Origin of the sequence: Streptomyces katrae (assembly GCF_002028425.1) — a bacterium.
GTDB classification, from domain to species: domain Bacteria; phylum Actinomycetota; class Actinomycetes; order Streptomycetales; family Streptomycetaceae; genus Streptomyces; species Streptomyces katrae_A.
On sequence record NZ_CP020042.1, the window covers coordinates 1,297,779 to 1,319,985 of the forward strand.

24 protein-coding genes are annotated in these 22,207 nt (G+C 72.6%); 12 read left to right on the plus strand and 12 right to left on the minus strand.

Annotated features, from left to right (window positions below; all coding sequences use genetic code 11):
* Positions 1-140 precede the first annotated feature (140 nt).
* Positions 141-326 carry a DUF5999 family protein gene (locus tag B4U46_RS05850; protein ID WP_042809879.1) on the minus strand — a complete coding sequence of 62 codons (186 nt, stop codon included), beginning with the start codon at positions 324-326 and terminating at the stop codon, positions 141-143.
* Between the two features lie 429 nt (positions 327-755).
* Positions 756-1,985, minus strand: coding sequence for an acyl-CoA dehydrogenase family protein (locus tag B4U46_RS05855; RefSeq protein WP_079424674.1), 1,230 nt, complete (start codon positions 1,983-1,985; stop codon positions 756-758).
* Between the two features lie 205 nt (positions 1,986-2,190).
* Here B4U46_RS05855 and B4U46_RS05860 point away from each other — a divergent pair, with 205 nt between their 5' ends.
* Positions 2,191-2,841 (plus strand): TetR family transcriptional regulator, encoded by a 651-nt coding sequence (locus tag B4U46_RS05860; RefSeq protein ID WP_079424676.1) that lies wholly within the window; start codon positions 2,191-2,193, stop codon positions 2,839-2,841.
* Positions 2,842-2,874: 33 nt separating this feature from the next.
* Here the strand turns inward: B4U46_RS05860 and def are convergent, their stop codons facing one another.
* Positions 2,875-3,429, minus strand: a complete 555-nt coding sequence (gene def / locus B4U46_RS05865; RefSeq protein WP_079424678.1) for a peptide deformylase — start codon at positions 3,427-3,429, stop codon at positions 2,875-2,877.
* A gap of 122 nt (positions 3,430-3,551) precedes the next feature.
* Here def and B4U46_RS05870 point away from each other — a divergent pair, with 122 nt between their 5' ends.
* The 6 genes from B4U46_RS05870 to B4U46_RS05890 all read left to right on the plus strand — a co-directional run bounded on the left by B4U46_RS05870 (position 3,552) and on the right by B4U46_RS05890 (position 8,828).
* The gene (locus B4U46_RS05870) at positions 3,552-4,790 is read left to right on the plus strand and encodes a MurT ligase domain-containing protein (RefSeq protein ID WP_079424680.1); all 1,239 of its coding nucleotides are present in this window, start codon (positions 3,552-3,554) and stop codon (positions 4,788-4,790) included.
* 21 nt (positions 4,791-4,811) lie between these two features.
* Positions 4,812-5,540 carry a type 1 glutamine amidotransferase gene (locus B4U46_RS05875; RefSeq protein ID WP_079424681.1) on the plus strand — a complete coding sequence of 243 codons (729 nt, stop codon included), beginning with the start codon at positions 4,812-4,814 and terminating at the stop codon, positions 5,538-5,540.
* A 200-nt stretch (positions 5,541-5,740) separates the two neighbouring features.
* Entirely contained in the window at positions 5,741-6,766 is a 1,026-nt protein-coding gene (locus tag B4U46_RS05880; protein ID WP_042809885.1) for a 6-phosphofructokinase, read from the plus strand.
* A 98-nt stretch (positions 6,767-6,864) separates the two neighbouring features.
* Positions 6,865-7,839 carry a cytochrome c oxidase assembly protein gene (locus B4U46_RS05885; protein ID WP_079424682.1) on the plus strand — a complete coding sequence of 325 codons (975 nt, stop codon included), beginning with the start codon at positions 6,865-6,867 and terminating at the stop codon, positions 7,837-7,839.
* A gap of 32 nt (positions 7,840-7,871) precedes the next feature.
* The gene (locus tag B4U46_RS37970) at positions 7,872-8,030 is read left to right on the plus strand and encodes a hypothetical protein (RefSeq protein ID WP_167747570.1); all 159 of its coding nucleotides are present in this window, start codon (positions 7,872-7,874) and stop codon (positions 8,028-8,030) included.
* An 87-nt stretch (positions 8,031-8,117) separates the two neighbouring features.
* Entirely contained in the window at positions 8,118-8,828 is a 711-nt protein-coding gene (locus tag B4U46_RS05890; protein WP_079424684.1) for a lysophospholipid acyltransferase family protein, read from the plus strand.
* A gap of 32 nt (positions 8,829-8,860) precedes the next feature.
* On the opposite strand, the gene B4U46_RS05895 is transcribed toward B4U46_RS05890, so the two are convergent.
* From B4U46_RS05895 to B4U46_RS05930, 8 genes are all read right to left on the minus strand, one after another.
* Positions 8,861-10,522: an alpha/beta hydrolase gene (locus tag B4U46_RS05895; protein ID WP_398909272.1), complete on the minus strand. Its 1,662-nt coding sequence runs from the start codon at positions 10,520-10,522 to the stop codon at positions 8,861-8,863.
* A gap of 195 nt (positions 10,523-10,717) precedes the next feature.
* Positions 10,718-11,512 carry an urease accessory protein UreD gene (locus B4U46_RS05900; protein WP_079424686.1) on the minus strand — a complete coding sequence of 265 codons (795 nt, stop codon included), beginning with the start codon at positions 11,510-11,512 and terminating at the stop codon, positions 10,718-10,720.
* Complete coding sequence (gene ureG, locus B4U46_RS05905; protein ID WP_079424687.1) at positions 11,509-12,195, minus strand: urease accessory protein UreG; 687 nt, start codon at positions 12,193-12,195, stop codon at positions 11,509-11,511. The genes B4U46_RS05900 and ureG overlap by 4 nt, the downstream gene beginning before the upstream one ends.
* Before the next feature lie 46 nt (positions 12,196-12,241).
* Positions 12,242-12,916, minus strand: a complete 675-nt coding sequence (locus B4U46_RS05910; protein WP_079424690.1) for an urease accessory protein UreF — start codon at positions 12,914-12,916, stop codon at positions 12,242-12,244.
* Positions 12,917-12,964: 48 nt separating this feature from the next.
* Entirely contained in the window at positions 12,965-14,686 is a 1,722-nt protein-coding gene (locus B4U46_RS05915; RefSeq protein WP_079424692.1) for an urease subunit alpha, read from the minus strand.
* Positions 14,679-14,990: an urease subunit beta gene (locus B4U46_RS05920; protein WP_079424694.1), complete on the minus strand. Its 312-nt coding sequence runs from the start codon at positions 14,988-14,990 to the stop codon at positions 14,679-14,681. Before B4U46_RS05920 ends, B4U46_RS05915 begins: the two co-directional genes overlap by 8 nt.
* Before the next feature lie 14 nt (positions 14,991-15,004).
* Positions 15,005-15,307 (minus strand): urease subunit gamma, encoded by a 303-nt coding sequence (locus B4U46_RS05925; protein ID WP_185117386.1) that lies wholly within the window; start codon positions 15,305-15,307, stop codon positions 15,005-15,007.
* 302 nt (positions 15,308-15,609) lie between these two features.
* On the minus strand, positions 15,610-16,059 hold the full coding sequence (locus B4U46_RS05930; RefSeq protein WP_079424696.1) for an ATP-binding protein: 450 nt from the start codon (positions 16,057-16,059) through the stop codon (positions 15,610-15,612).
* Positions 16,060-16,255: 196 nt separating this feature from the next.
* On the opposite strand from B4U46_RS05930, the gene B4U46_RS05935 reads away from it, so the two are divergent.
* Both B4U46_RS05935 and B4U46_RS05940 read left to right on the plus strand, forming a co-directional pair.
* A complete protein-coding gene (locus tag B4U46_RS05935; RefSeq protein WP_079424698.1) occupies positions 16,256-17,140 on the plus strand; it encodes a helix-turn-helix domain-containing protein in 885 nt (294 codons plus the stop codon).
* Positions 17,141-17,153: 13 nt separating this feature from the next.
* Positions 17,154-17,375, plus strand: coding sequence for a DUF397 domain-containing protein (locus tag B4U46_RS05940; protein ID WP_079424700.1), 222 nt, complete (start codon positions 17,154-17,156; stop codon positions 17,373-17,375).
* A gap of 4 nt (positions 17,376-17,379) precedes the next feature.
* Here the strand turns inward: B4U46_RS05940 and B4U46_RS05945 are convergent, their stop codons facing one another.
* Positions 17,380-18,561: an 8-amino-7-oxononanoate synthase gene (locus B4U46_RS05945; RefSeq protein WP_079424702.1), complete on the minus strand. Its 1,182-nt coding sequence runs from the start codon at positions 18,559-18,561 to the stop codon at positions 17,380-17,382.
* A 180-nt stretch (positions 18,562-18,741) separates the two neighbouring features.
* Here B4U46_RS05945 and bioB point away from each other — a divergent pair, with 180 nt between their 5' ends.
* The 3 genes from bioB to bioD are packed head-to-tail and all read left to right on the plus strand — an operon-like array spanning position 18,742 to position 22,040.
* Positions 18,742-19,992 (plus strand): biotin synthase BioB, encoded by a 1,251-nt coding sequence (gene bioB / locus B4U46_RS05950; RefSeq protein ID WP_079424704.1) that lies wholly within the window; start codon positions 18,742-18,744, stop codon positions 19,990-19,992.
* Positions 19,985-21,319: an adenosylmethionine--8-amino-7-oxononanoate transaminase gene (locus B4U46_RS05955; protein WP_079424706.1), complete on the plus strand. Its 1,335-nt coding sequence runs from the start codon at positions 19,985-19,987 to the stop codon at positions 21,317-21,319. The genes bioB and B4U46_RS05955 overlap by 8 nt, the downstream gene beginning before the upstream one ends.
* A gap of 1 nt (position 21,320) precedes the next feature.
* Entirely contained in the window at positions 21,321-22,040 is a 720-nt protein-coding gene (gene bioD, locus B4U46_RS05960) for a dethiobiotin synthase (RefSeq protein ID WP_079424708.1), read from the plus strand.
* Positions 22,041-22,207: the final 167 nt, after the last annotated feature.

Sequence of the window (22,207 nt, forward strand, 5' to 3'; positions counted from 1 at the left end):
CCAGCCGGTGGACGGCGTAATCCAGGAGCTCCCGTCAGTACGGGAGGGGTCTGCCCGACGGTGTGCGCAGATCCAGGTCTCGGGGGGCGGGCTTGGGGACGGGCTTGCGGATCAGCTGCTGGCGCATGCTGCCTCCTCGCTCAGACCAGGGCCGGGCGACGGGGTTCCACCGTCCGGCCTTCGGGGAGCAGTTCCCCGGTGTCGTCGAAGACCACCACGCCGTTGCAGAGCAGGCTCCAGCCCTGTTCGGGATGGAAGGCCACGGTGCGGGCAGCGTCACGGTCGGCGCTGTCGGCGGGCGGGCAGGGGGGCTGGTGAGAGCACATGGCGCACCTCCTCGCAGTGTGGGGCGGGAGGGCCGGTGGTCACCCGGTCGATTCCGCGATCCACGGTGGCGGCGAGTATTACTGATCGCCGCCCCCGGACGGAACCCGTATTCGAGGTCGAGTTCAGGGTGTGTATGCCCGCTCACCATGCGCTCATGCCCGCTATCCGGATCTTCTCCGCCCGCCAGCCCCCCACCACCCCGCAATCCCGGGCCGAACGCCCCGCCAAACCGGGATGATCACCCCAACTCCCCCACCCCCCAAGTGGCACGCATCACACCCCCCACCCCACCCCCACCCACACCGCACACAGCCCCGGCCAACCCCCCGACACACCCCGAACGGGACACAGCCCGGCAGGGCGGGGGGGGCGGGGCGCAGCCCGGGGTTGCCGGGGGCGGCTGCGCCCCCGGCCCCGTAAAGCCGCGGCTAGCGGATCGGCATGCCGGAGAGGGTCCGGGCGATCACCAGGCGCTGGATCTCGCTCGTGCCCTCGAAGATCGTGTATATCGCCGCGTCCCGGTGCATCCGCTCCACCGGGTACTCCCGGGTGAAGCCGTTGCCGCCGAGGATCTGGACCGCCTGGGCGGTGACCTTCTTCGCCACCTCGCTCGCGTAGAGCTTCGACATCGACCCCTCCGCCGAGGTGAACGGCTTGCCCGCGACCGCCATCCACGACGCCCGCCACACCAGCAGCCGCGCCGCGTCGATCTGCGTGCGCATGTCCGCGAGCTGGAAGGCCACGCCCTGGTTGTCGATGATCGGGCGGCCGAACTGGGTGCGGGTCTTCGCGTAGTCGAGGGCGACCTCGTACGCGGCCCGGGCGGTGCCGACCGCCATCGCGCCGACGGCCGGCCGGGAGGCCTCGAAGGTGGCCATGGCAGCGTTCTTCAACCGCTCGCCGCCGCCCGCCTTCGCCTTCTCCCGGGCCCGCGCGAGCCGTTCGTCGAGCTTCTCCTTGCCGCCGAGCAGGCAGGAGCCGGGGATCCGCACGTCCTCCAGGACCACCTCGGCGGTGTGCGAGGCGCGGATGCCGTGCTTCTTGAACTTCTGGCCCTGCGAGAGCCCGGCGGTGCCCGGCGGGACGATGAAGGAGGCGTGGCCCTTGGTGCCGAGCTCGGGGTCCACCACGGCGACGACGATGTGGACGTTGGCGATGCCGCCGTTGGTGGCCCAGGTCTTGGTGCCGTTCAGCACCCACTCGTCCTTGGCCTGGTCGTAGACGGCCCGGGTGCGCATCGCGCCGACGTCGGAGCCGGCGTCCGGCTCGGAGGAGCAGAAGGCCGCGACCTTCACGTCGTCCGGGGTGCCGTACATCTGCGGGATCCAGGTGCCGATCTGCTCCTCGGTGCCGTTGGCGAGGACGCCGATGGCCGCGAGGCCGGTGCCCACGATCGACAGGGCGATGCCGGCGTCGCCCCAGAAGAGCTCCTCCATGGCCATCGGGATGCCCAGGCCGGTCGGGTCGAAGAACTGCTGGGCGTAGAAGTCCAGCGAGTAGATGCCGACCTTGGCCGCCTCCTGGATCACCGGCCAGGGGGTCTCCTCGCGCTCGTCCCACTCCGCGGCCGCGGGCCGGATCACGTCGGCGGCGAAGCCGTGGATCCAGTCGCGGACCTGCTTCTGGTCGTCGTTGAGCTCCATGGTGAACTCCGCCATGTCCCCTCCAGCTGCTTCACACGGCCGTGTGGCCACATCCGGTAGACCCGCCGCGCGAGTTACTGCCGGTAACATCAACAAGGGCCACAGTCTGTTACCGGCCGGTAAGCACTGTCAAGCGCCGCCGGATCGAACGGCAGGGTGTGCGGGGTGTTACGTTGCGTGGGCGTCACGCACATCGCAAGGGCGGGGAGAGAAACACGTCATGCAGAGCACCCAGGAGGCCGGAGCCGGAGAGCCGGGAGCCGGAGAGCGCCGACGGCGCGAGCTCCTCGAGGCGGCGGACCGCGTCGTCCTCAGGGACGGCCCCAAGGCCTCCATGAACGCCATCGCGGCGGAGGCGGGCATCACCAAGCCCATCCTCTACCGCCACTTCGGCGACAAGGCGGGGCTCTACCAGGCCCTGGCCGTCCGGCACACCGACGCCCTGCTCGACTCGCTGCGGGCCGCGCTCGACGCCCCCGCCGAGCGCCGCAGCCGGGTGGAGTCCACCCTCGACACCTACCTCGCCGCCATCGAGGCCCGCCCCCAGGTGTACCGGTTCCTGATGCACCCCGCCGAGGACTCGCAGAGCTCCGAGCGCGGCTTCGACGTCGGCCTGCACTCCGCTCCGCTGCTGCGCCGGCTCGGCGAGGAACTGGCGAAGGTGGTGGGCGAGCGCGTCGACCTCGGCCCCGGCGGCGAACAGCTCGCCCGGATCTGGGGGCACGGCATCGTCGGCATGATGCACGCCGCCGGGGACTGGTGGCTCGGCGAACGCCCGTGCGCCCGGGCCGATCTGGTGGCCGGCCTCACCGACCTGCTCTGGGGCCGCCTGGCCACGGCCGGCAACCGCGAGGACGGCCCGGGCTTCTGACCGGCCCGGCCCGTAGGCGGCCGGCCGGCCGGGCTACCGCTGCCCGGCCTCCCGGCCCCAGGAGGTCTTGCGGATGGCCCGGCGCAGCAGGCGGGCGCGCAGACCGGTCACCCGGTCCGCGTAGACGGTGCCGTCGAGGTGGTCGCACTCGTGCTGGAGGCAGCGGGCGAAGAACCCGGTGCCCTCGATGCGCACCGGGCTGGCGTCCGAGGTGACCCCTTCGACGACCGCACGGTCGAACCGGGCGGTGCCCGCCTCCAGGCCGGGCAGCGACAGACAGCCCTCGGGGCCGACGAACTCGTCCCCGTCGGCCTCGACCAGACGCGGGTTGACGACGTGTCCCACGTGGCGGACGTCATCGTCGTCGGGGCAGTCGTAGACGAAGACCCGCTGCCCGATCCCGATCTGGTTCGCGGCGAGGCCGACCCCCTGGGCGGCGTACATCGTGGCGAACATGTCCTCGATGAGCCGGTCGAGTTCGGGGCCGAAGGCGGTCACCTCCGCGCAGGCGGAATGGAGTACCGGATCACCCAGCAGGCTCATGGTGCGGACGAGTCCGGTGGTACCGGGGATGGGGCGCTGTCGCATGGCCGTAAGGGTACGACGGGCGAATATATGAGGAGATCCGCGGCTGACCGGGGGCGCCGCGGTCAAGGCTCCGGCCGGTACTGGATAGGCTGGGGCGACCGACGCTAGGAGGACAGAGGACGATGGCAGGCAACACGGAGCCGCTTTCGCCGCGGGCCAAGCTGGCCGTGACGGCGGGCAAGGCCGCGGCGGCGGTGTCGCGGGCCGCGGGACGCGGAAGCGGATCGGTGATCGGCGGCAAGGTCGCGCTCAGGCTGGACCCCGATCTTCTCGGCGCGCTGGCGCAGCATCTCGATGTCGTCCTCGTCTCCGCGACGAACGGCAAGACCACGACGACCCGTCTGATCGCCGAGGCCCTGCGGGCCAGCGGTCCGGTCGTCTCGAACGCGCTGGGCGCGAACATGCCGGCGGGCATCACCTCCGCCCTGGCCGGCGGCTCGGACGCCAAGTACGGCGTCATCGAGGTCGACGAGAAGTACCTCGCCGGGGTGGCCCGGGACGTCACCCCGAAGGTGATCGCCCTGCTGAACCTCTCCCGCGACCAGCTGGACCGAGCGGCCGAGACCCGCATGCTCGCCGAGAAGTGGCGCGAGGGGCTCGAGGGCTCCAAGGCGGTCATCGTCGCGAACTGCGACGACCCCCTGATCGTGTGGTCGGCCTCCTCCTCGCAGAGCGTGGTGTGGGTCGCGGCCGGCCAGGAGTGGAAGGACGACGCCTGGTCGTGCCCCTCCTGCGGCGGTGTCATGCAGCGCCCGGGCGACGACTGGTTCTGCGGCGAGTGCGGCTTCCGCCGCCCGACCCCGACCTGGGTGCTCTCCGGCGACCACGTGCTGGACCCGCACGGCTCGGCCTGGCCGATCCACCTCCAGCTGCCGGGCCGCGCGAACAAGGCGAACGCCGCCACCTCGGCCGCCGTGGCCGCCGTGTTCGGCGTGCCCCCGCAGGTCGCGCTGGAGCGCATGTACCAGGTCCAGGCCGTCGCCGGCCGCTACGACGTGGTCTCCTTCCAGGGCCGCGAGCTGCGCCTGCTGCTCGCGAAGAACCCGGCCGGCTGGCTCGAAACGTTTTCGCTGATCGACGGGCCGCCGGCTCCGGTGATCCTGTCGGTCAACGCCCGCGGCGCGGACGGCACCGACACCTCCTGGCTGTGGGACGTGGACTACCCGCGGCTCGCCGGCCACCCGATCTTCGTGATCGGCGACCGCAAGCTGGACCTGGCCGTCCGCCTGGAGGTCGCCGGCCTGGACTTCCGGGTCTGCGAGACCCTCGACGAGGCCGTGCAGCTGGCGCCGCCCGGCCAGATCGAGCTGATCGCCAACTACACCGCCTTCCAGGACGTGCGCCGCCGCGTCGGCAACTAGTCACCCATAGAGGACAAGAGCATGAGCGACAACAGCCTGCGTCTGGTGTGGGTCTACCCCGACCTGCTCAGCACGTACGGAGACCAGGGCAACGCCCTCGTGGTGGAGCGCCGCGCACGCCAGCGCGGCCTGGACGTGCAGCGCGTGGACGTGCGCAGCGACCAGCCCATCCCCACCTCGGGCGACATCTACCTGATCGGCGGCGGCGAGGACCGGCCGCAGCGGCTGGCCGCGGAGCGGCTGCTGCGCGACGGCGGCCTGGAGCGCGCCGTCTCGAACGGGGCGATCGTCTTCTCCGTCTGCGCCGGGTACCAGATCCTCGGCAAGGAGTTCGTCAACGACATGGGCCAGCGCCAGGAGGGCCTGGGCCTGCTGGACGTCGTGACCGTGCGCGGCGAGGGCGAGCGGTGCGTCGGCGACGTGCTCGCCGACATCGACCCGCGTCTGAACCTGCCGCCGCTGACGGGCTTCGAGAACCACCAGGGCGTCACGCACCTGGGCCCGACGGCCAAGCCCTTCGCTCGCACCCGCCTGGGCCGGGGCAACGGCACCGGCGACGGCACCGAGGGCGCGTACAACGACACCGTCTTCGGTACGTACATGCACGGCCCCGTCATGGCCCGCAACCCGCTGATCGCGGACCTGCTGCTGAAGCTGGCCCTCGACGTGAACGCGCTGCCGGCCATAGACGACCGCTGGTACGAGGCGCTGCGCGCCGAGCGGATCGCGGCTGCCACGCAGCCCGCGTAGCACCTCGCGGCGCACGCCGTCCGGCCCGGACTCCCCCAGGGGAGTCCGGGCCGACGTGCGTTCGTACGATCTTCCGTTTGGTGTGTCCTTCCTGTGGAGGATGGTTCAGTCCAGTGGGAATCCGCTTGTAGGGTGACGGTTAGTTCCAACCGGACGACGTGGTCCGGTCGTCGGCCCACGTTGCAAAGGTTCTCTCTGCCATGCGCATTGGTGTGCTCACTTCCGGTGGCGACTGCCCCGGCCTCAACGCCGTCATCCGCTCCGTCGTGCACCGCGCCGTCGTCGACCACGGGGACGAGGTCATCGGGTTCCACGACGGCTGGCGCGGCCTGCTGGAGTGCGACTACCGCAAGCTCGACCTGGACTCCGTGGCCGGCATCCTGGCCCGCGGCGGCACCATCCTCGGCTCCTCCCGCGTCCAGCCCGCGCACCTGCGCGACGGCGTGGAGCGGGCCCGCGGCCACGTCGCGGACCTCGGCCTGGACGCGATCATCCCGATCGGCGGCGAGGGCACGCTCAAGGCCGCCAACCTGCTCGCGCAGGGCGGTCTGCCGATCGTCGGCGTGCCGAAGACCATCGACAACGACATCTCCTCCACCGACGTCACCTTCGGCTTCGACACGGCCGTCGGCGTGGCCACGGAGGCCCTCGACCGGCTGAAGACCACCGCCGAGTCGCACCAGCGCGTGATGGTCGTCGAGGTCATGGGCCGGCACACCGGCTGGATCGCCCTGCACTCGGGCATGGCGGCCGGCGCGCACGCCATCGTGGTCCCGGAGCGGCCCTTCGACATCGAGGAGCTGACGGCGATCGTCGGCGAGCGCTTCTCGGCCGGCAAGCGGTTCGCGATCGTCGTGGTCGCCGAGGGCGCCAAGCCGCGCCCCGGCTCGATGGACTACCAGCAGGGCGGCACGGACCAGTACGGGCACGAGCGCTTCGCCGGGATCGGCAACATCCTGGCCGTGGAGCTGGAGCGACGCCTGGGCAAGGAGGCCCGTCCGGTCATCCTGGGCCACGTCCAGCGCGGCGGCACGCCCACCGCCTACGACCGGGTCCTGGCCACCCGCTTCGGCTGGCACGCGGTGGAGGCGGCGCACCGGGGCGAGTTCGGCATGCTGACGGCCCTGCGCGGCACGGACATCGTGATGGTCCCCCTCGCCGAGGCCACCTCGACCTTGAAGACCGTCCCGGACGCCCGTTACGACGAGGCGCAGACGGTTCTGTGATGTTCAACCCGTTCTGACCCCTTCGGCCGCCCCCGGACGCGATCGCGTCCGGGGGCGGCACTACTGTGGTGGGGCGCCACAGTCAAGGGAGTGAACAGATGGACCACAGCGGTCACGGCATGGACATGAACATGGATATGGACATGAACATGGACCTGCCGCCGTTCACCCTCGGACGCGGTCTGGAGTTCTCCTTCGACGCGTTCTTCCTCTTCGGCTCGCTGCTGGCGCTCGCCCTGTACGGCTGGGGCGTGGTGCGGCTGCGCCGGCGCGGGGACGCGTGGCCGCCGGGCCGGACGGTCGCCTTCGTGGCCGGCGTGCTGACGGTGATGCTGGTGATGTGCACCAAGCTCAACGACTACGGCATGGTCATGTTCAGCGTGCACATGGTCCAGCACATGGTGATCAGCATGGTCACGCCCATCCTGGTGCTGCTCGGGGCGCCGGTGACCCTGGCCCTGCGCGCGCTGCCGCCCGCCGCCCGGGGCAGCAAGGGCCCGCGCGAGCTGCTCCTGATGCTGCTGCACAGCCGGTACATGCGGATCGTCACGCACCCGGCGTTCACCATCCCGATGTTCATCGCCAGCCTCTACGCCCTGTACTTCACCCCGCTCTTCGACTTCCTGATGCAGAGCAGGGCCGGGCACATCGGCATGATGGTCCACTTCCTCGCCGTCGGCCTGATCTTCTTCTGGCCGATCATGGGCGTGGACCCGGGCCCGCACCGCCCCGGCTACGTGATGCGGATGCTGGAGCTCTTCGCGGGCATGCCCTTCCACGCCTTCTTCGGCATCGCCCTGATGATGGCGAGCGAGCCGATGATCAAGACGTACGCGGACCCGCCGGCCTCCCTGGGCATCAACCCGCTCGACGACCAGCACTGGGGCGGCGGCATCGCCTGGGCCTTCAGCGAGATCCCCTCGGTGCTCGTGCTGATCGCCCTGGTCTACCAGTGGTACCACTCGGAGCAGCGGGCCGCGAAGCGCTCGGACCGGGCCGCGGACCGGGACGGCGACAAGGAGCTGGAGGCGTACAACGCCTATCTCGCCTCGCTGCAAGGGCGCGGCCAGTAGCGCCGGAGCCGCTCGGCGCGCCACCATGGGGCATGACCGGATCCGTTAAGGCGATGGCCGTGACGACCTTCGCCGCCCTGGTGGCCGTCTCCACGTACTCCGTGGCCCTCGGCAGCAACGGCTGGCTGTGGTTCGGCTGGGTGGTGCTGGGGCTGCTCACGCTGGGCCTGGCCGCCTCCCGCGGCTCCTGACACCCGCCCGGGCCCGCGCGGCCCGCACCTCGCCACCGCAGGGCTGATCCGTCCGTGGTCCGACCGTCGGGTGAAGGGAAGCGCCGGGTGTTCTACCAGCTGCTCAAGCACGTGCTGCTCGGTCCCCTGCTGCGGCTGCTGTTCCGGCCGCGGATCGAGGGCCTGGAGAACATCCCCGAGGAGGGCGCCGCGATCATCGCGGGCAACCACCTGTCCTTCTCGGACCACTTCCTGATGCCCGCGATCCTCAGGCGCCGGATCACCTTCCTGGCGAAGGCCGAGTACTTCACCGGGCCCGGGCTCAAGGGCCGGCTGACCGCCGCCTTCTTCCGCAGCGCCGGGCAGATCCCGGTGGACCGCTCCGGCAAGGACGCCGGGCAGGCGGCACTGCGCGAGGGGCTCGGGGTGCTGGCGAAGGGCGAGCTGCTCGGCATCTACCCGGAGGGGACGCGCTCGCACGACGGGCGGCTCTACAAGGGCAAGGTCGGCGTGGCGGCGATGGCGCTGGGGGCCGGGGTACCCGTCGTCCCGTGCGCGATGGTCGGCACCTTCGAGATCCAGCCGCCGGGCCAGACCCTCCCGAAGATCCGGCGGGTCACGATCCGCTTCGGCGCCCCGCTGGAGTTCTCCCGGTACGCGGGGATGGAGGGCGAGCGGGCGGTGCTGCGCGCCGTGACCGACGAGATCATGTACGCGATCCTGAACCTCTCCGGCCAGGAGTACGTCGACCGGTACGCGGCCGAGGTGAAGGCCGAGGAAGAGGAGGAGCGGAAGAAGGCCCGGCGCACGAAGCGCTGAGCCTCCTCCCGCTCATCTCTGCTGCCGGGGTCCTAGCGGACGGCCGGGAGCTCCTCGGGCTTGGCCAGCTCGGCGGCCGGGGCCTGGGCGAGCGACTTCGCGGCGGCCGGGGCCGGCGGCACCGGAGTGGCGTGCGGGCCGCACTTCACGTCCTGGGCGTCGACCTTGCCGGTCAGCAGGTAGGACTCCACCCGGGTGTTGATGCAGGGGTTCACCAGGCTGGTGACGCCGTGCGAGCCGGCGTTCTGCTCGGTGATCAGACGCGAACCGGCCAGCCGGCGGTGCAGCTCGACACCGCCCTGGTACGGGGTGGCGGCGTCACGCTCGGACTGGACGATCAGGACCGGGGCGATGTGCTTGGCGCCGACCTCGATCGGGGTGCTCTGCTTGGACTTCCAGGTCGCGCAGGGCAGGTTCATCCAGGCGTTCGACCAGGTCAGGAACGGGTACTTCTTGTTCAGCTCGGTGTTGTCCCGGTCCCACTTGGTCCAGCTGGTGGGCCACTTGGCGTCGGCGCACTCCACCGCGGTGTAGACGGCGTTGCTGTTCTCGGAGGCGGCGTTGCCCTTGATGTCGGACATGTCCGGGGCGTTGGCCTCGATCAGCGGCTTCTCGTCGCCGGCGGCCCAGGCGCTGAAGGCCTGCGCGACCGGGACCCACGAGGAGTCGTAGTACGGGGCCTTCTGGAAGAAGCCGATGAGCTCGTTCGGACCGACGACCCCGCCGAGCGGGTTCGCCTTGGCCTGGGCGCGCAGCTCCTGGTACTTGGCCTCGACCTTGGCGCGGGTGTCGCCGAGGTGGAAGACGGAGTCGTACTTGGCGACCCAGTCCTGCCAGTCGTTCCAGCGGGTCTGGAAGGCGACGTCCTGCTCCAGGTTGGCCTGGTACCAGATGTTGTCGGTGTCCGGGTTGACCACGCTGTCGACGATCATGCGGCGCACGTGGCCCGGGAACAGGGTCGCGTAGACCCCGCCCAGGTAGGTGCCGTAGGAGACGCCGAGGTAGTTGATCTTCTTCTCGCCGAGGGCGGCCCGGATGACGTCCAGGTCGCGCGCGGTGTTGGTGGTGGTCATGTGCGGCAGCATCTCGCCGCTGCGCTCCTTGCAGCCGTCCGCGTACTCGGCGGCGAGCTTGCGCTGGGCGCGCTTGTCGGCCTCGCCCGACGGGACCGGGTCGGCCTTGGGGGCCTTCACGAACTCCTGCGGGTCGATGCAGGAGATGGGCGCGGAGTGGCCGACGCCGCGGGGGTCGAAGCCCACGAAGTCGTACGCCTTGGAGGTGTTGACCCACAGCGGGCTCTTGGTGGTGATCCGGCGCGGGAAGCGCATGCCGGAACCGCCCGGGCCGCCCGGGTTGTAGACGAGGGCGCCCTGGCGCTCCTCCTTGGTACCCGTGCTGACGGCGCGGTCGACGGCGATGTCGATGGTCTTGCCGAAGGGCTTCGCGTAGTCGAGCGGGACCTTCACCCAGCCGCACTGGATCGGCTTCTCGAAGCCCCAGTCCGCCGGGCAGTCCTTCCAGTCGATGCCGGCGCGCGCGGCGCGGGCGGCGGCGAGCTGCGCGCCGACGGCCTCCGCGGTGCCGTTGTCCCTGCCGGCCGGAGCCGCCGAGGCGGACGGCGCCAGCAGCAGGCCCGCCGCCAGCGCGCCGGTGATGAGAGTGGCGGCGCTGCCCAGCGTCGCGTTGCGAATCACGTGGTTGATCCCCCTGGTCATGTGCCGCATGAGGCGGCCGGGTTGGGTCAGGGGGATCCTTTCGTCTGACGGGTACCTGGCAACAGACCGAGGTCGAGTTCTTTGCCAACCCGATAACCGGCAACGGGTGTACCGCTGAGCGGTGTCCCATTCGCCCCTGATCCGCCCACCGTCATCCGGAGGGGCGTGTCCGTCTCACCAGCCGTACGTCCGGGCCGCCTGCTCCAGCAGCTCGCGCAGCCGCAGCGCGTCCGGCGCCAGGGCCGTCACCAGGACGGCCGGCCCGGCCAGCGGGGTGACCGCCGCGAACTCCCCGAGGACGGCGGCCTGCGGCGGATCCTGTGCGAACCGCGGGTCCACGACCAGGAGCTGGCCCAGCGTCCGGTGTCCGGCGAGGCCCGCCGGGCCGTCCCAGCCGCCCGGGGCGCCGGGTCCGCAGCAGAGCTCCTGGTCCAGCAGCGGGCGGCCGCCCCGGGTGACGGTGAGGCGGCTGCGCAGCAGGCCGGGGGCCTCGCCGGTGCGTCCGAGCACCTGCTCCTCGCGCAGCATCAGCCGGGCGGAGGGGGCCAGTACGGCGCGGGTGGAGGCCCGCAGGTCGCTGCCGCGCACCGAGACGAGGGGTTCCGGCAGCCAGCGCACCGCCGACTCCTCGGCCAGGTCCAGCCGTACGTCGTACCGCGCGCTCTCCCCGTGCCGGCCGGGCAGGGCCAGGGTGGCGGCCGCCGAGCGCAGGTCGAGCCGGGCGCCCGGTCCCGCGCCGGCCTCCACCGTGAGGTGGTCGCCGCCGAGCGGGGCGCTCATCGCGCCGACCAGCATCACGCCCGCCTCGGGGCCCTCGCTGCGGACCCGGCGCAGGGCGAGGGGCCCGTCCCCGGCCAGGACGGGCAGGGCGGTGCCGCCGCGCCCGTCGGCGGTGGCGGCGATGCGGGCGGTGGCCCGCAGTCCGGCCGGCGAGGCGGCGGGCGCCTCGGCGGGCGGTGCGCTGGTCACCGTACGGCCCAGGCGGCGAGGCGTTCGCGGACCCAGGCGGCCACCGGGGCCACGCCCTCGGCGCCGCGCAGGGACTGGAAGGCGACGGGCAGTTCGCCGCGCTGCTCGGCGGCGTCGCGGGCCATCCGCTCCAGGTCGGAGCCGACGTACGGGGCGAGGTCGGTCTTGTTGACGACGAGCAGGTCGGCGGTGGTGACGCCGGGGCCGCCCTTGCGCGGGATGTCGTCGCCGCCGGCCACGTCGATGACGAAGATCTGGGCGTCGACCAGGCCCCGGGAGAAGGTGGCGGTCAGGTTGTCGCCGCCGGACTCGACGAGGATCAGGTCGAGGGGGCCGACCGTCTCCTCCAGCTCCTCCACGGCCTCCAGGTTGGCGGAGATGTCGTCGCGGATGGCGGTGTGCGGGCAGGCGCCGGTCTCGACCGCGCTGATCCGCTCGGGGGGCAGGACCGCCTCGCGGAGCAGGAACTCGGCGTCCTCGCGGGTGTAGATGTCGTTGGTGACGACGGCCATGGACAGGTCGGCGCGCAGGGCGCGGCAGAGGGCGGCGACGGTGGCGGTCTTGCCGGAGCCGACGGGTCCGCCGAGGCCGATGCGCAGGGCGCGGCGGGCGCCGTCGGCGCGCAGGGGTGCGGCGCTGTGGGTGTGCCGGTGGGGATAGGTCACGTCGTGGTCGAGGTGCACGGCAGGTCTCCTTGGGACGGGTCTGGTGGGTGGCGCGGGCCGGCGCTCAGGAGGCGAAGAGGCGTACCGCCCAGTCGGCATGGGCCTCCGCCGCGATCTCCAGCAGCGGGGACGAGGCCGCGGGCAGCGCGTCCGTGCCCTGGTCGCGCGCGAGCAGCGCGGCCTCGGCGGCGCGGGCGGCGACGGCGTCGAGCTCGGGGGCCAGGCCGGCCAGGACGGCGCTCGCCTCGAAGGGGTCGAGGCCCAGCAGCCGTACGGTGGCGGTGGCCGGCCCGCTGACGCTCTCGTACGCCGCCACGTGCGCGGCGTCCAGGGCGCCGAGCCCGGCGGCCCGGGCGGTGACGCCGAGGACCACGGGCTGGTGCGCCCCGCGCGGGAAGGCGGCGGCCAGCGCGTCGAGTTCGGCGGCGGGCCAGGTGGCGCGGGCGGCCCGCAGCAGCTGCCGGCCGAGCCTGCGGGCCGCGGCGCGCAGCGCGGGCGAGGGGGTGCGGGCGTCGGCGGCGGCGTCGAGCTCCGCCGGGTCGAGGCCGAGGGCGGCCGCCGCGGCGAGGGCGGCGGCGGTGAGTCCGGCGGTGTGCAGCCGGCCCCGGCAGAACTGGGCCAGGGTGGCGGCGTCGTGGATCCGGCCCGCCTTGCAGGCGGCCTCGGCCCCGCCGGAGTGGGCGTGCCCTCCGGCGGGGAAGCGGCCGTCCGCGAGGACGAGCAGCGCGGCGAGGCTCATCGGGCGGGACCGGTCGTCGTGCGGTGCGTCATCGGGGGCGGTCCTTCGTCAGAAGAGGAAGTAGCGCTGTGCCATGGGCAGCTCCGCGGCGGGGGCCGGTTCCACGACCTCGCCGTCGATGCTGACGGTGAAGGTGTCGGCGTCGACCTCGACCCTCGGCATGGCGTCGTTGTTGCGCATGTCCGTCTTGCTCGTCTTGCGGGTGCTCTCGATGGCGGTGAACTGCTTGGCGAGGCCGAGCCGTTCGGGCAGGTGGTCGTCGAGGGCGGCCTGCGAGGTGAAGTTGAGCGAGTTCAGGCCGGGTGCGCGGCCGATGGCGCCGTACATGGGGCGGGGCAGGACCGGCTGGGGGGTGGGGATGGAGGCGTTGGCGTCGCCCATCTGCGCGTACGCGATCTGGCCGCCCTTGACGACGACCTCGGGCTTGACGCCGAAGAAGGCCGGGTTCCACAGGACCAGGTCGGCGAGCTTGCCCACCTCGACCGAGCCGATCTCGCGGGCGAGGCCCTGGGCCACGGCGGGGTTGATCGTGTACTTGGCGACGTAGCGGCGGGCGCGGTGGTTGTCGGCCGGGCCGTCGCCGGGCAGGAAGCCGCGCCGCTTCTTCATCACGTGGGCGGTCTGCCAGGTGCGCAGCACGACCTCGCCGACCCGGCCCATGGCCTGGGAGTCGGAGGAGATGATGGAGATGGCCCCGAGGTCGTGGAGGACGTCCTCGGCGGCGATGGTGGAGGGCCGGATCCGGGACTCGGCGAAGGCGAGGTCCTCGGGGACGGCCGGGTTGAGGTGGTGGCAGACCATCAGCATGTCGAGGTGTTCCTCGACGGTGTTGACGGTGTGCGGCCGCGTGGGGTTGGTGGAGCTGGGCAGGATGTTGGGCTCGGAGACCACGGTGATGATGTCGGGGGCGTGCCCGCCGCCCGCGCCCTCGGTGTGGTACGAGTGGATGGTCCGCCCTGCGATGGCGGCGAGGGTGTCGCCCACGAAGCCGGCCTCGTTGAGGGTGTCGGTGTGGATGGCGACCTGGGTGCCGGTCTCGTCGGCGACGGTCAGGCAGGCGTCGATGACGGCGGGGGTGGCCCCCCAGTCCTCGTGGATCTTGAATCCGAGGGCGCCGCCGCGCAGCTGGGAGTACATGCCCTCGCGGGACATGGTGTTGCCCTTGCCGAGCAGGCCGATGTTGACGGGGTAGTGCTCCAGCGCCGCGAACATCCGGGCCAGGTGCCAGGGGCCGGGGGTGACGGTGGTGGCCTTGGAGCCCTCGGCGGGGCCGGTGCCGCCGCCGACGAGGGTGGTGATGCCGGAGGCGAGGGCCTCGTCGACGACGGTCGGCGAGATGAAGTGGATGTGGGTGTCGATGGCGCCGGCGGTGACGATCTTGCCGTTGCCGGCGATGATCTCGGTCTCGGGCCCGATGACGAGGGCGGGGTCCACCCCGTCCATGGTGTCGGGGTTCCCGGCCTTGCCGATGCCGCAGATGCGGCCGTCGCGGATGCCCACGTCGGCCTTGACGATGCCCCAGTGGTCGAGGACGACCACGCCGGTGATCACCGTGTCGGGGGAGCCTTCGGCGCGGGTGGTGCGGGCCTGCCCCATGGACTCCCGGATGACCTTGCCGCCGCCGAAGACGGCCTCGTCCCCGGAGCGGCCGGGACCTCCGCTGAGGTCCTGCTCGATCTCGACGAAGAGGTCGGTGTCGGCGAGCCGGATCCGGTCGCCCCGGGTGGGGCCGAAGAGGTCGGCGTACGCCTGGCGCGAGATCTCAGCCATCGAGGGGTCCTCCGGTCTCCCCGCGCAGCCCGGGAACGGTGCGCAGTCCGCCGAGCGGTACGAGTTCCACGGCGACCGGGATGCCCGGCTCGAAGCGGACGGCGGTGCCGGCGGCGATGTTCAGGCGCTGGCCGCGCGCGGCCTGCCGGTCGAAGTCGAGGCCGGGGTTGGCTTCGGCGAAGTGGTAGTGCGAGCCGACCTGGACGGGCCGGTCGGCGGCGTTGAGCACGGTGAGGCGGGTGACGGGGCGGCCTTCGTTGAGGCGCACCGGACCGTCCCCGAAGGCGATTTCGCCGGGGATCATCGAGGTTGTCCTCTTCAGACGATCGGGTCGTGGACGGTGACGAGCTTGGTGCCGTCGGGGAAGGTCGCCTCGACCTGGACGTCGTGGATCATCTCGGGGATCCCCTCCATGACCTCGGCGCGGGTGAGCACCTTGCGGCCGGAGTCCATGAGCTCGGCGACGGTCCGGCCGTCGCGGGCACCCTCGAGGAGGTGGGAGGTGATCAGGGCGATGGCCTCGGGGTGGTTGAGGAGGACCCCGCGCGCCCTGCGCTTCTCGGCCACGTCGGCGGCGACGTGGATCAGCAGTCTCTCTTGTTCGTGTGGTGTCAACTGCACCTGTATCACCAAGCTTCCGGGACAAGATCTCATCGCGCCGTGGCGAACCGTACCGGTCGTCAACACTTTGTTGACCTGCGCATATCCATGCCAAGCATGTCTTGCCCAACGCAGAGCGAGGCTTTCCGTCCCGATCACCGACGCTTTACCGGCCCATGGGTGGCCATTGGCGAAGGGCCGCGGGGCACACCCTAGGGGCGGCACTTTTCCGCCGGGTTAACCCACGTTTCCGGAAGGCACCCGGTTCATCCCGTCGGGGGGCGCGGCGCCGGTTTCGTCATACGATCGCCGGTTGCGCCGGTTCAGCGGCCGCTAACGGTCCCGGCGGGGGCGCCGGCGGGCCAGGGCAGGGCGAGCCACACGGTCTTGCCGCCGTCCTCGGTGGGGCTGACCGACAGCCGGCCGCCCGCTTCCGCCGCCAGCCAGCGGATGATGACCATGCCCCGGCCGTTGTCCTGCTGGACGGCGGCGGGCAGCCGCCTGGGCCAGCGCGGGTGACTGTCGGTCACGCCGACGCGCAGCCACTCCTCGCGCTCCAGGCGCAGGTCGACGGTGAAGGTCGGCGACTGCCCGAAGGTGTGCTGCACGGAGTTGGTCGCGAGCTCCGAGACGACCAGCCGTACGGTGTCGGCGGTGTCGGCGTCCTCGGGAAGTCCCCAGTCGCTCAGTACCTGCGCGGCGTAGCGGCGGGCGGCGGCAACCGAGACCGGGTCGCTCGGCAGGGTGACGGATGCTTCCAGCTGATCTGCCATGGCGACGTCCCTTTCCCACCGGGACGGAGCCGTCCCGGATCTGCGCTCAGCGCCAGAGTGCCATTCATCCTGCCGCCGTTGCCGCCGTACCCCAAGATATGCATATATCTGTCGCTCAATGCGGTGAACTCTGCTACGGAAGAGCGTATTTGGACGGCAGACTGGTGCGGTCCATGCCGGTGGAAGGAGAGCGGGTATGCAGCACGGTCCCGCGGTGCGCCGGCGCAAGCTCGGCGAGGAACTGCGCGCGCTGCGCGACCGGACCGGGCTCACGAGCGGTGAGGTGGCCCGCATCGTGGGCTGGCACCAGTCGAAGGTCAGCCGGATCGAGACGGGCCGCAGTGGCGTGAAGACACAGGACATCAGGCTGCTGCTCGACGCCTACGGGGACGTGGTGAGTCCCCAGCAACGCGCCCTCCTGGAGGCCCTGGGCGCGTCGGCGGCCGGACCCGCGGCGGGGGGCGAGGAGGCGCGCGGGCCCCAGTGGTGGCACGACTACCGGGGCCTGCTGCCGCAGGAGTACCGGGACTTCATCAGCCTGGAGGCGGGGGCCCGCTCGGCCCGGACGGTGGAACTCTCGGTGGTGCCCGGCCTGTTGCAGACCGCGGACTACGCCCGGGCCGTGACCCGGGCCGCGCTCGGCGGGCTGCCGGAGCCGAAGGTGGACGCTCTGGTCGACGTACGGCTGGCCCGGCAGGCGGTGCTCCGGGCGGATCCCCCGCTGGAGCTGAGCGCCGTCCTGGACGAGGCGGTGCTGCGGCGGCAGATCGGCGGGCCGGGGGTGATGCGGAAGCAGCTGCGGCACCTGGTGGAGGTCGCACGGCTGCCCCAAGTGCACCTCCAGGTGCTGCCGTTCACGGTGGGGGGCCATCTCGGCCTGACCGGACCGTTCGTCATTTTCTCATTTCCGAACATCGCCGATCTGGATGTAGTGGTGCTCGACCATTTGACGAGTAGCCTCTATCTGGAGCGGAAGGAAGACCTTGAGGCGTACAGCGCCGCGTTCCGCACCATCCAGGCGCACGCCCTCCCGCCCCGTGACTCGACGGACCTCATCAGCTCACTCGCTGAGGACGCGTAAGGAGGCACCCCCCGTGTCCGCAACCCCCTTATCCACCGGCGGACTTCTGTACAGCGCGCGGTGGCGGCGGAGCAGCCGCAGCACCGGAATGAACAACTGCGTGGAAGCGGCCGCCCTCGACGGCGGCCTGCTGGCCGTCCGCGACTCCAAGCGGGCGGACGGCCCGGCCGTGCTCTTCACCGGGCCGGCCTGGGACGGCTTCCTCGCCTCCGTACGGATGGACGTGCCCGTATGACGTCCTACCGCTGAAACGGTTCCGTGGCCCCGGCCGGAGCGGTCCGCAGGACCGTGCCGACGGCCCGTCCGATCTCGTCCCCCGTGAGGTCGGCCCGAGCCGTCAGCCGCAGCCGGGAGATGCCGTCCGGCACCGACGGCGGGCGGAAGCACCCCACGGACAGTCCCTCCTCGCGGCAGTCGGCGGCCCAGCGCAGTGCCGCCGCGGCCGACGGGGCCCGTACCGACACCACGGCCGCGTCCGGCCTGGCCGCGGTCAGGCCGGACGCGGTGAGCCGCCCGTACAGCTCGGCGGCCACCTCCCGGACCCGGGCCGCGCGCTGCGGCTCCCTTGCGAGCAGGCGCAGGCTCGCCAGCGCCGCGCCCGCGGCGGCCGGGGCGAGCCCGGTGTCGAAGATGAACGCGCGGGCGGTGTTGACCAGGTGCCGGATCACCTTGGCCGGCCCCAGGACGGCTCCGCCCTGACTGCCCAGCGACTTCGAGAGGGTCATCGTCGCGACCACCCCCGGCGCGCCCGCGAGCCCGGCGGCGTGCAGGGCGCCCCGGCCCCCCTCGCCCAGCACCCCGAGCCCGTGCGCGTCGTCCACGACCAGGGCCGCGCCCGCTTCCCGGCAGGCGGCGGCGTAGGCGGCGAGCGGGGCGGCGTCCCCGTCGACCGAGAACACCGAGTCGGTCACCAGCAGGGCGCGGCCCGCGTGCCCGGCGAGGGCCTTGCGGACCTGCTCCACGTCGCCGTGCGGGGTCACCTCGACCTCCGCGCGCGAGAGCCGGCAGCCGTCGACGATGGAGGCGTGGTTCCCGGCGTCGGAGACGACCAGCGTGCCCCGGCCGCTCAGCGCGGTCACCGCGGCGAGGTTCGCGGCGTATCCGGACGAAAGCACCAGAGCCGCCTCGAAACCGGCGAAAGCGGCCAATTCCCGTTCCAGGGTGGTGTGCAGCTCGGTCGTCCCCGTGACCAGCCGCGATCCGGTGGCCCCCGCGCCCCAGCGCTCGGCCGCCGCACAGGCGCCGCGGACGGTCTCGGGGTGGCGGGAGAGCCCGAGGTAGTCGTTGCTCGCGAGGTCCAGGAGGGGGGAGTCGGCCGGGCGCGGGCGCAGGGTCCGTACCAGTCCCGTCTCCTCGCGCCGCCGCTCCGCGCCGTCGATCCAGGCGAAGACGTCCTCGGGCTGCGGGCTGGGCTGGGTCATCGGCGGTCCTCGCGTCGCGTCTCGCGATGTGTCTCGCGTTTTGTCGGCAGTCGACAGATCTGCTCGACCCTATCCGGACGTGACCCGAGGGGCCTGTGTGGCGATCCACACACTCCCTTCCGGCCATGTTGTCCGATCTCTCCTTGGCCGGGAGTGGTCGCGTGGGACAGGATCGGGCGCATGGACCTGCTGAACACCCTGGTGGACAAGGGGCTGCGGCGCGAGCTGCCGACCCGCGAAGAGGCGCTCGCCGTGCTGGCGACCTCCGACGACGAACTGCTCGACGTGGTGGCCGCTGCCGGCAAGGTGCGCCGCCAGTGGTTCGGGCGTCGCGTCAAGCTGAACTACCTGGTCAACCTGAAGTCGGGGCTCTGCCCCGAGGACTGCTCGTACTGCTCCCAGCGCCTGGGGTCGAAGGCCGAGATCCTCAAGTACACGTGGCTGAAGCCGGACGAGGCCTCGCAGGCCGCGGCGGCCGGCGTCGCCGGCGGTGCCAAGCGGGTCTGTCTCGTGGCCAGCGGCCGCGGTCCGACGGACCGCGACGTGGCCCGCGTCGGCGAGACGATCGCCGCGATCAAGGAGCAGAACGAGGGCGTGGAAGTGTGCGCCTGTCTGGGCCTGCTCTCCGACGGCCAGGCCGAGAAGCTGCGCGACGCGGGTGCGGATGCCTACAACCACAACCTCAACACCTCCGAGGCCACGTACGGGCAGATCACCAAGACGCACACCTACGCGGACCGCGTCGACACCGTGCAGAAGGCGCACGCGGCGGGCCTGTCGGCCTGCTCCGGCCTGATCGCCGGCATGGGCGAGAGCGACGAGGACCTGGTCGACGTCGTCTTCTCGCTGCGCGAGCTGGACTCCGACTCCGTGCCGGTCAACTTCCTGATCCCCTTCGAGGGCACCCCGCTGGCCAAGGAGTGGAACCTCACCCCGCAGCGCTGCCTGCGGATCCTGTCGATGGTCCGGTTCGTCTGCCCCGACGTGGAGGTCCGCATCGCCGGCGGCCGCGAGGTGCACCTGCGCTCGATGCAGCCGCTCGCGCTGCACGTGGCCAACTCGATCTTCCTCGGCGACTACCTCACCAGTGAGGGCCAGGCCGGCCAGGCCGACCTCGACATGATCGCGGACGCCGGCTTCGAGGTGGAGGGCGCCGGCACCACCACCCTGCCCGCGCACCGCGCGGACGCTGCATCGGCCGCGGCGCACGCGGGCGGGGTGTGCGGCTCGTCCGCGGGCGCCGGCTGCGGGCCGGCGGCGGACGCCGAGGCCCCCGGCTGCGGTTCGGCCTGCGGCGGCTGCGCCGGGCACGCGGAGGAGGCCCCCGCCCGGGAGGCCGCTCCGGCCCAGGCCGAGCCGGGCGAGGTGCGTCCGGACCTGGTGGCGGTGCGCCGCCGTGGAGCGGGGACGGATCTCGCCCCCAATGCGTGACCCGTACCCCCTCCACGACCCGCTCGACCCCGCCTCGTCCACGGCCGGCCTGCTGGCCCTGGACCGGCAGCACGTCTGGCACCCGTACGGCCCGATGCCCGGGCGGCAGGAGAACCTCGTGGTCTCCTCCGCCTCGGGGGTCCGGCTGCGGCTCGCCGCCCCGGCGCAGGGGCGGGAGGAGCTGGTCGACGGGATGTCCTCGTGGTGGTCGGCCATCCACGGCTACAACCACCCGGTGCTCAACGAGGCGGCCACCGCCCAGCTGGGCCGGATGTCGCACGTGATGTTCGGCGGGCTCACCCACGAGCCCGCCGTCCGGCTGGCCGACCGGCTGGTGGAGATCACCCCGCCCGGGCTGGAACACGTCTTCCTCGCCGACTCCGGGTCGGTGTCCGTCGAGGTCGCCGTCAAGATGTGCCTGCAGTACTGGCGTTCGCTGGGCCGGACGGGCAAGACCCGGCTGCTGACCTGGCGCGGCGGCTACCACGGCGACACCTGGCAGCCGATGTCCGTCTGCGATCCCGAGGGCGGCATGCACGAGCTGTGGCAGGGCCACCTGCCCCGGCAGGTCTTCGCGGACGCGCCGCCCGGGGACTTCGACTCCCCCGTGGACCCCGCGTACACGGACCACCTGCGCTCGCTGGTCGCCGCGCACGCCGACGAGCTGGCCGCGGTGGTCGTCGAGCCGGTGGTGCAGGGCGCGGGCGGCATGCGCTTCCACAACCCGGGCTACCTGCGGGTGCTGCGGGAACTGTGCGACGAGTTCGGGGTGCTGCTGGTCCTGGACGAGATCGCGACGGGCTTCGGCCGTACCGGCGCGCTGTTCGCGGCGGACCATGCGGGGATCACCCCGGACGTGATGTGCCTCGGCAAGTCCCTGACCGGCGGCTACCTCACGCTCGCCGCCACCCTGTGCACCGGGAAGGTCGCCGACGGCATCTCGCAGGGCGAGGTGCCGGTGCTCGCGCACGGGCCGACCTTCATGGGCAACCCGCTCGCCACGGCCGTGGCCCTGGCCTCCGTCGACCTGCTGCTCGGCCAGGACTGGGCGGGCGAGGTCAAGCGGATCGAGGCGGGGCTGCGCGAAGGGCTGGCGCAGGCCTCGGGACAGCCGGGGGTGAAGGACGTACGGGTGCTGGGCGCGATCGGCGTGATCCAGCTCGACCACCCGGTCGACGTCTGGGCGGCCACCCGGGCCTCGGTCCGGGAGGGCGTGTGGCTGCGCCCGTTCCGCGACCTGATCTACACGATGCCCCCGTTCGTCACCGGCGACGCCGACGTCGCCCGTATCTGCCGTGCGGCCGTCGCCGCGGCCCGGGAGGGCTGAGATGTCCGTGATCGTCGTGTCCGGTACGGGCACGGAAATCGGCAAGACCGTGGTCACCTCCGCCATCGCGGCGGCCGCGGTGGCCGCCGGGCTCTCGGTTGCGGTGCTCAAGCCCGCGCAGACCGGTGTGGGAGCGGACGAGCCGGGGGACGCGGCCGAGGCCGTACGCCTCGCCGGGCCGGGCGTGACCGCGCGGGAACTGGTCCGCTACCCCGAGCCGCTGGCGCCGGACACCGCCGCTCGGCGCTCCGGGCTGGCGACGCTGGCTCCGTCGCGGATCGCCGAGGCGGCCGCCGAGCTGGCCGGTTCGCACGAGCTGGTGCTGGTCGAGGGCGCGGGCGGGCTGCTGGTCCGCTTCGACGAGGAGGGCCACACGCTGGCCGACGCGGCGCGGCTGCTGGAGGCACCGGTGCTGGTGGTGGCCCCTGCGGGGCTGGGCACGCTCAACTCCACGGCCCTGACCGCGGAGGCCCTGAGCGCACGGGGGCTGCGCGGGCTCGGGGTGGTGGTGGGCAGCTGGCCCGACTCCCCCGACCTGGCTTCCCGCTGCAACCTGGCCGACCTGCCGAAGGTCTCCGGCCTGCCCCTGCTGGGCGCCGTCCCGCAGGGCTCGGGCACCCTGGCCCCGGCGGCCTTCCGCGAGGCCGCCCCGGGCTGGCTGGCCCCGGACCTGCACGGCACCTGGTCGGCGGAGTCCTTCCTGGCAGCCTGGCCGGCCTGAGGGACGGACGCCCGGGGGCCGGGCGAGGCTCCTGCCCGGGGATCCGGCCCCGGACCTGGCCGCCTGGCCGGCCCGAGGGACGGACGCCCCGGGGCCCGGCGGGGCTCCTGCCCGGGATCCCGGGCCCGGACATGGCCGCCTGGCCGGCCCGAGGGACGGACGCCCGG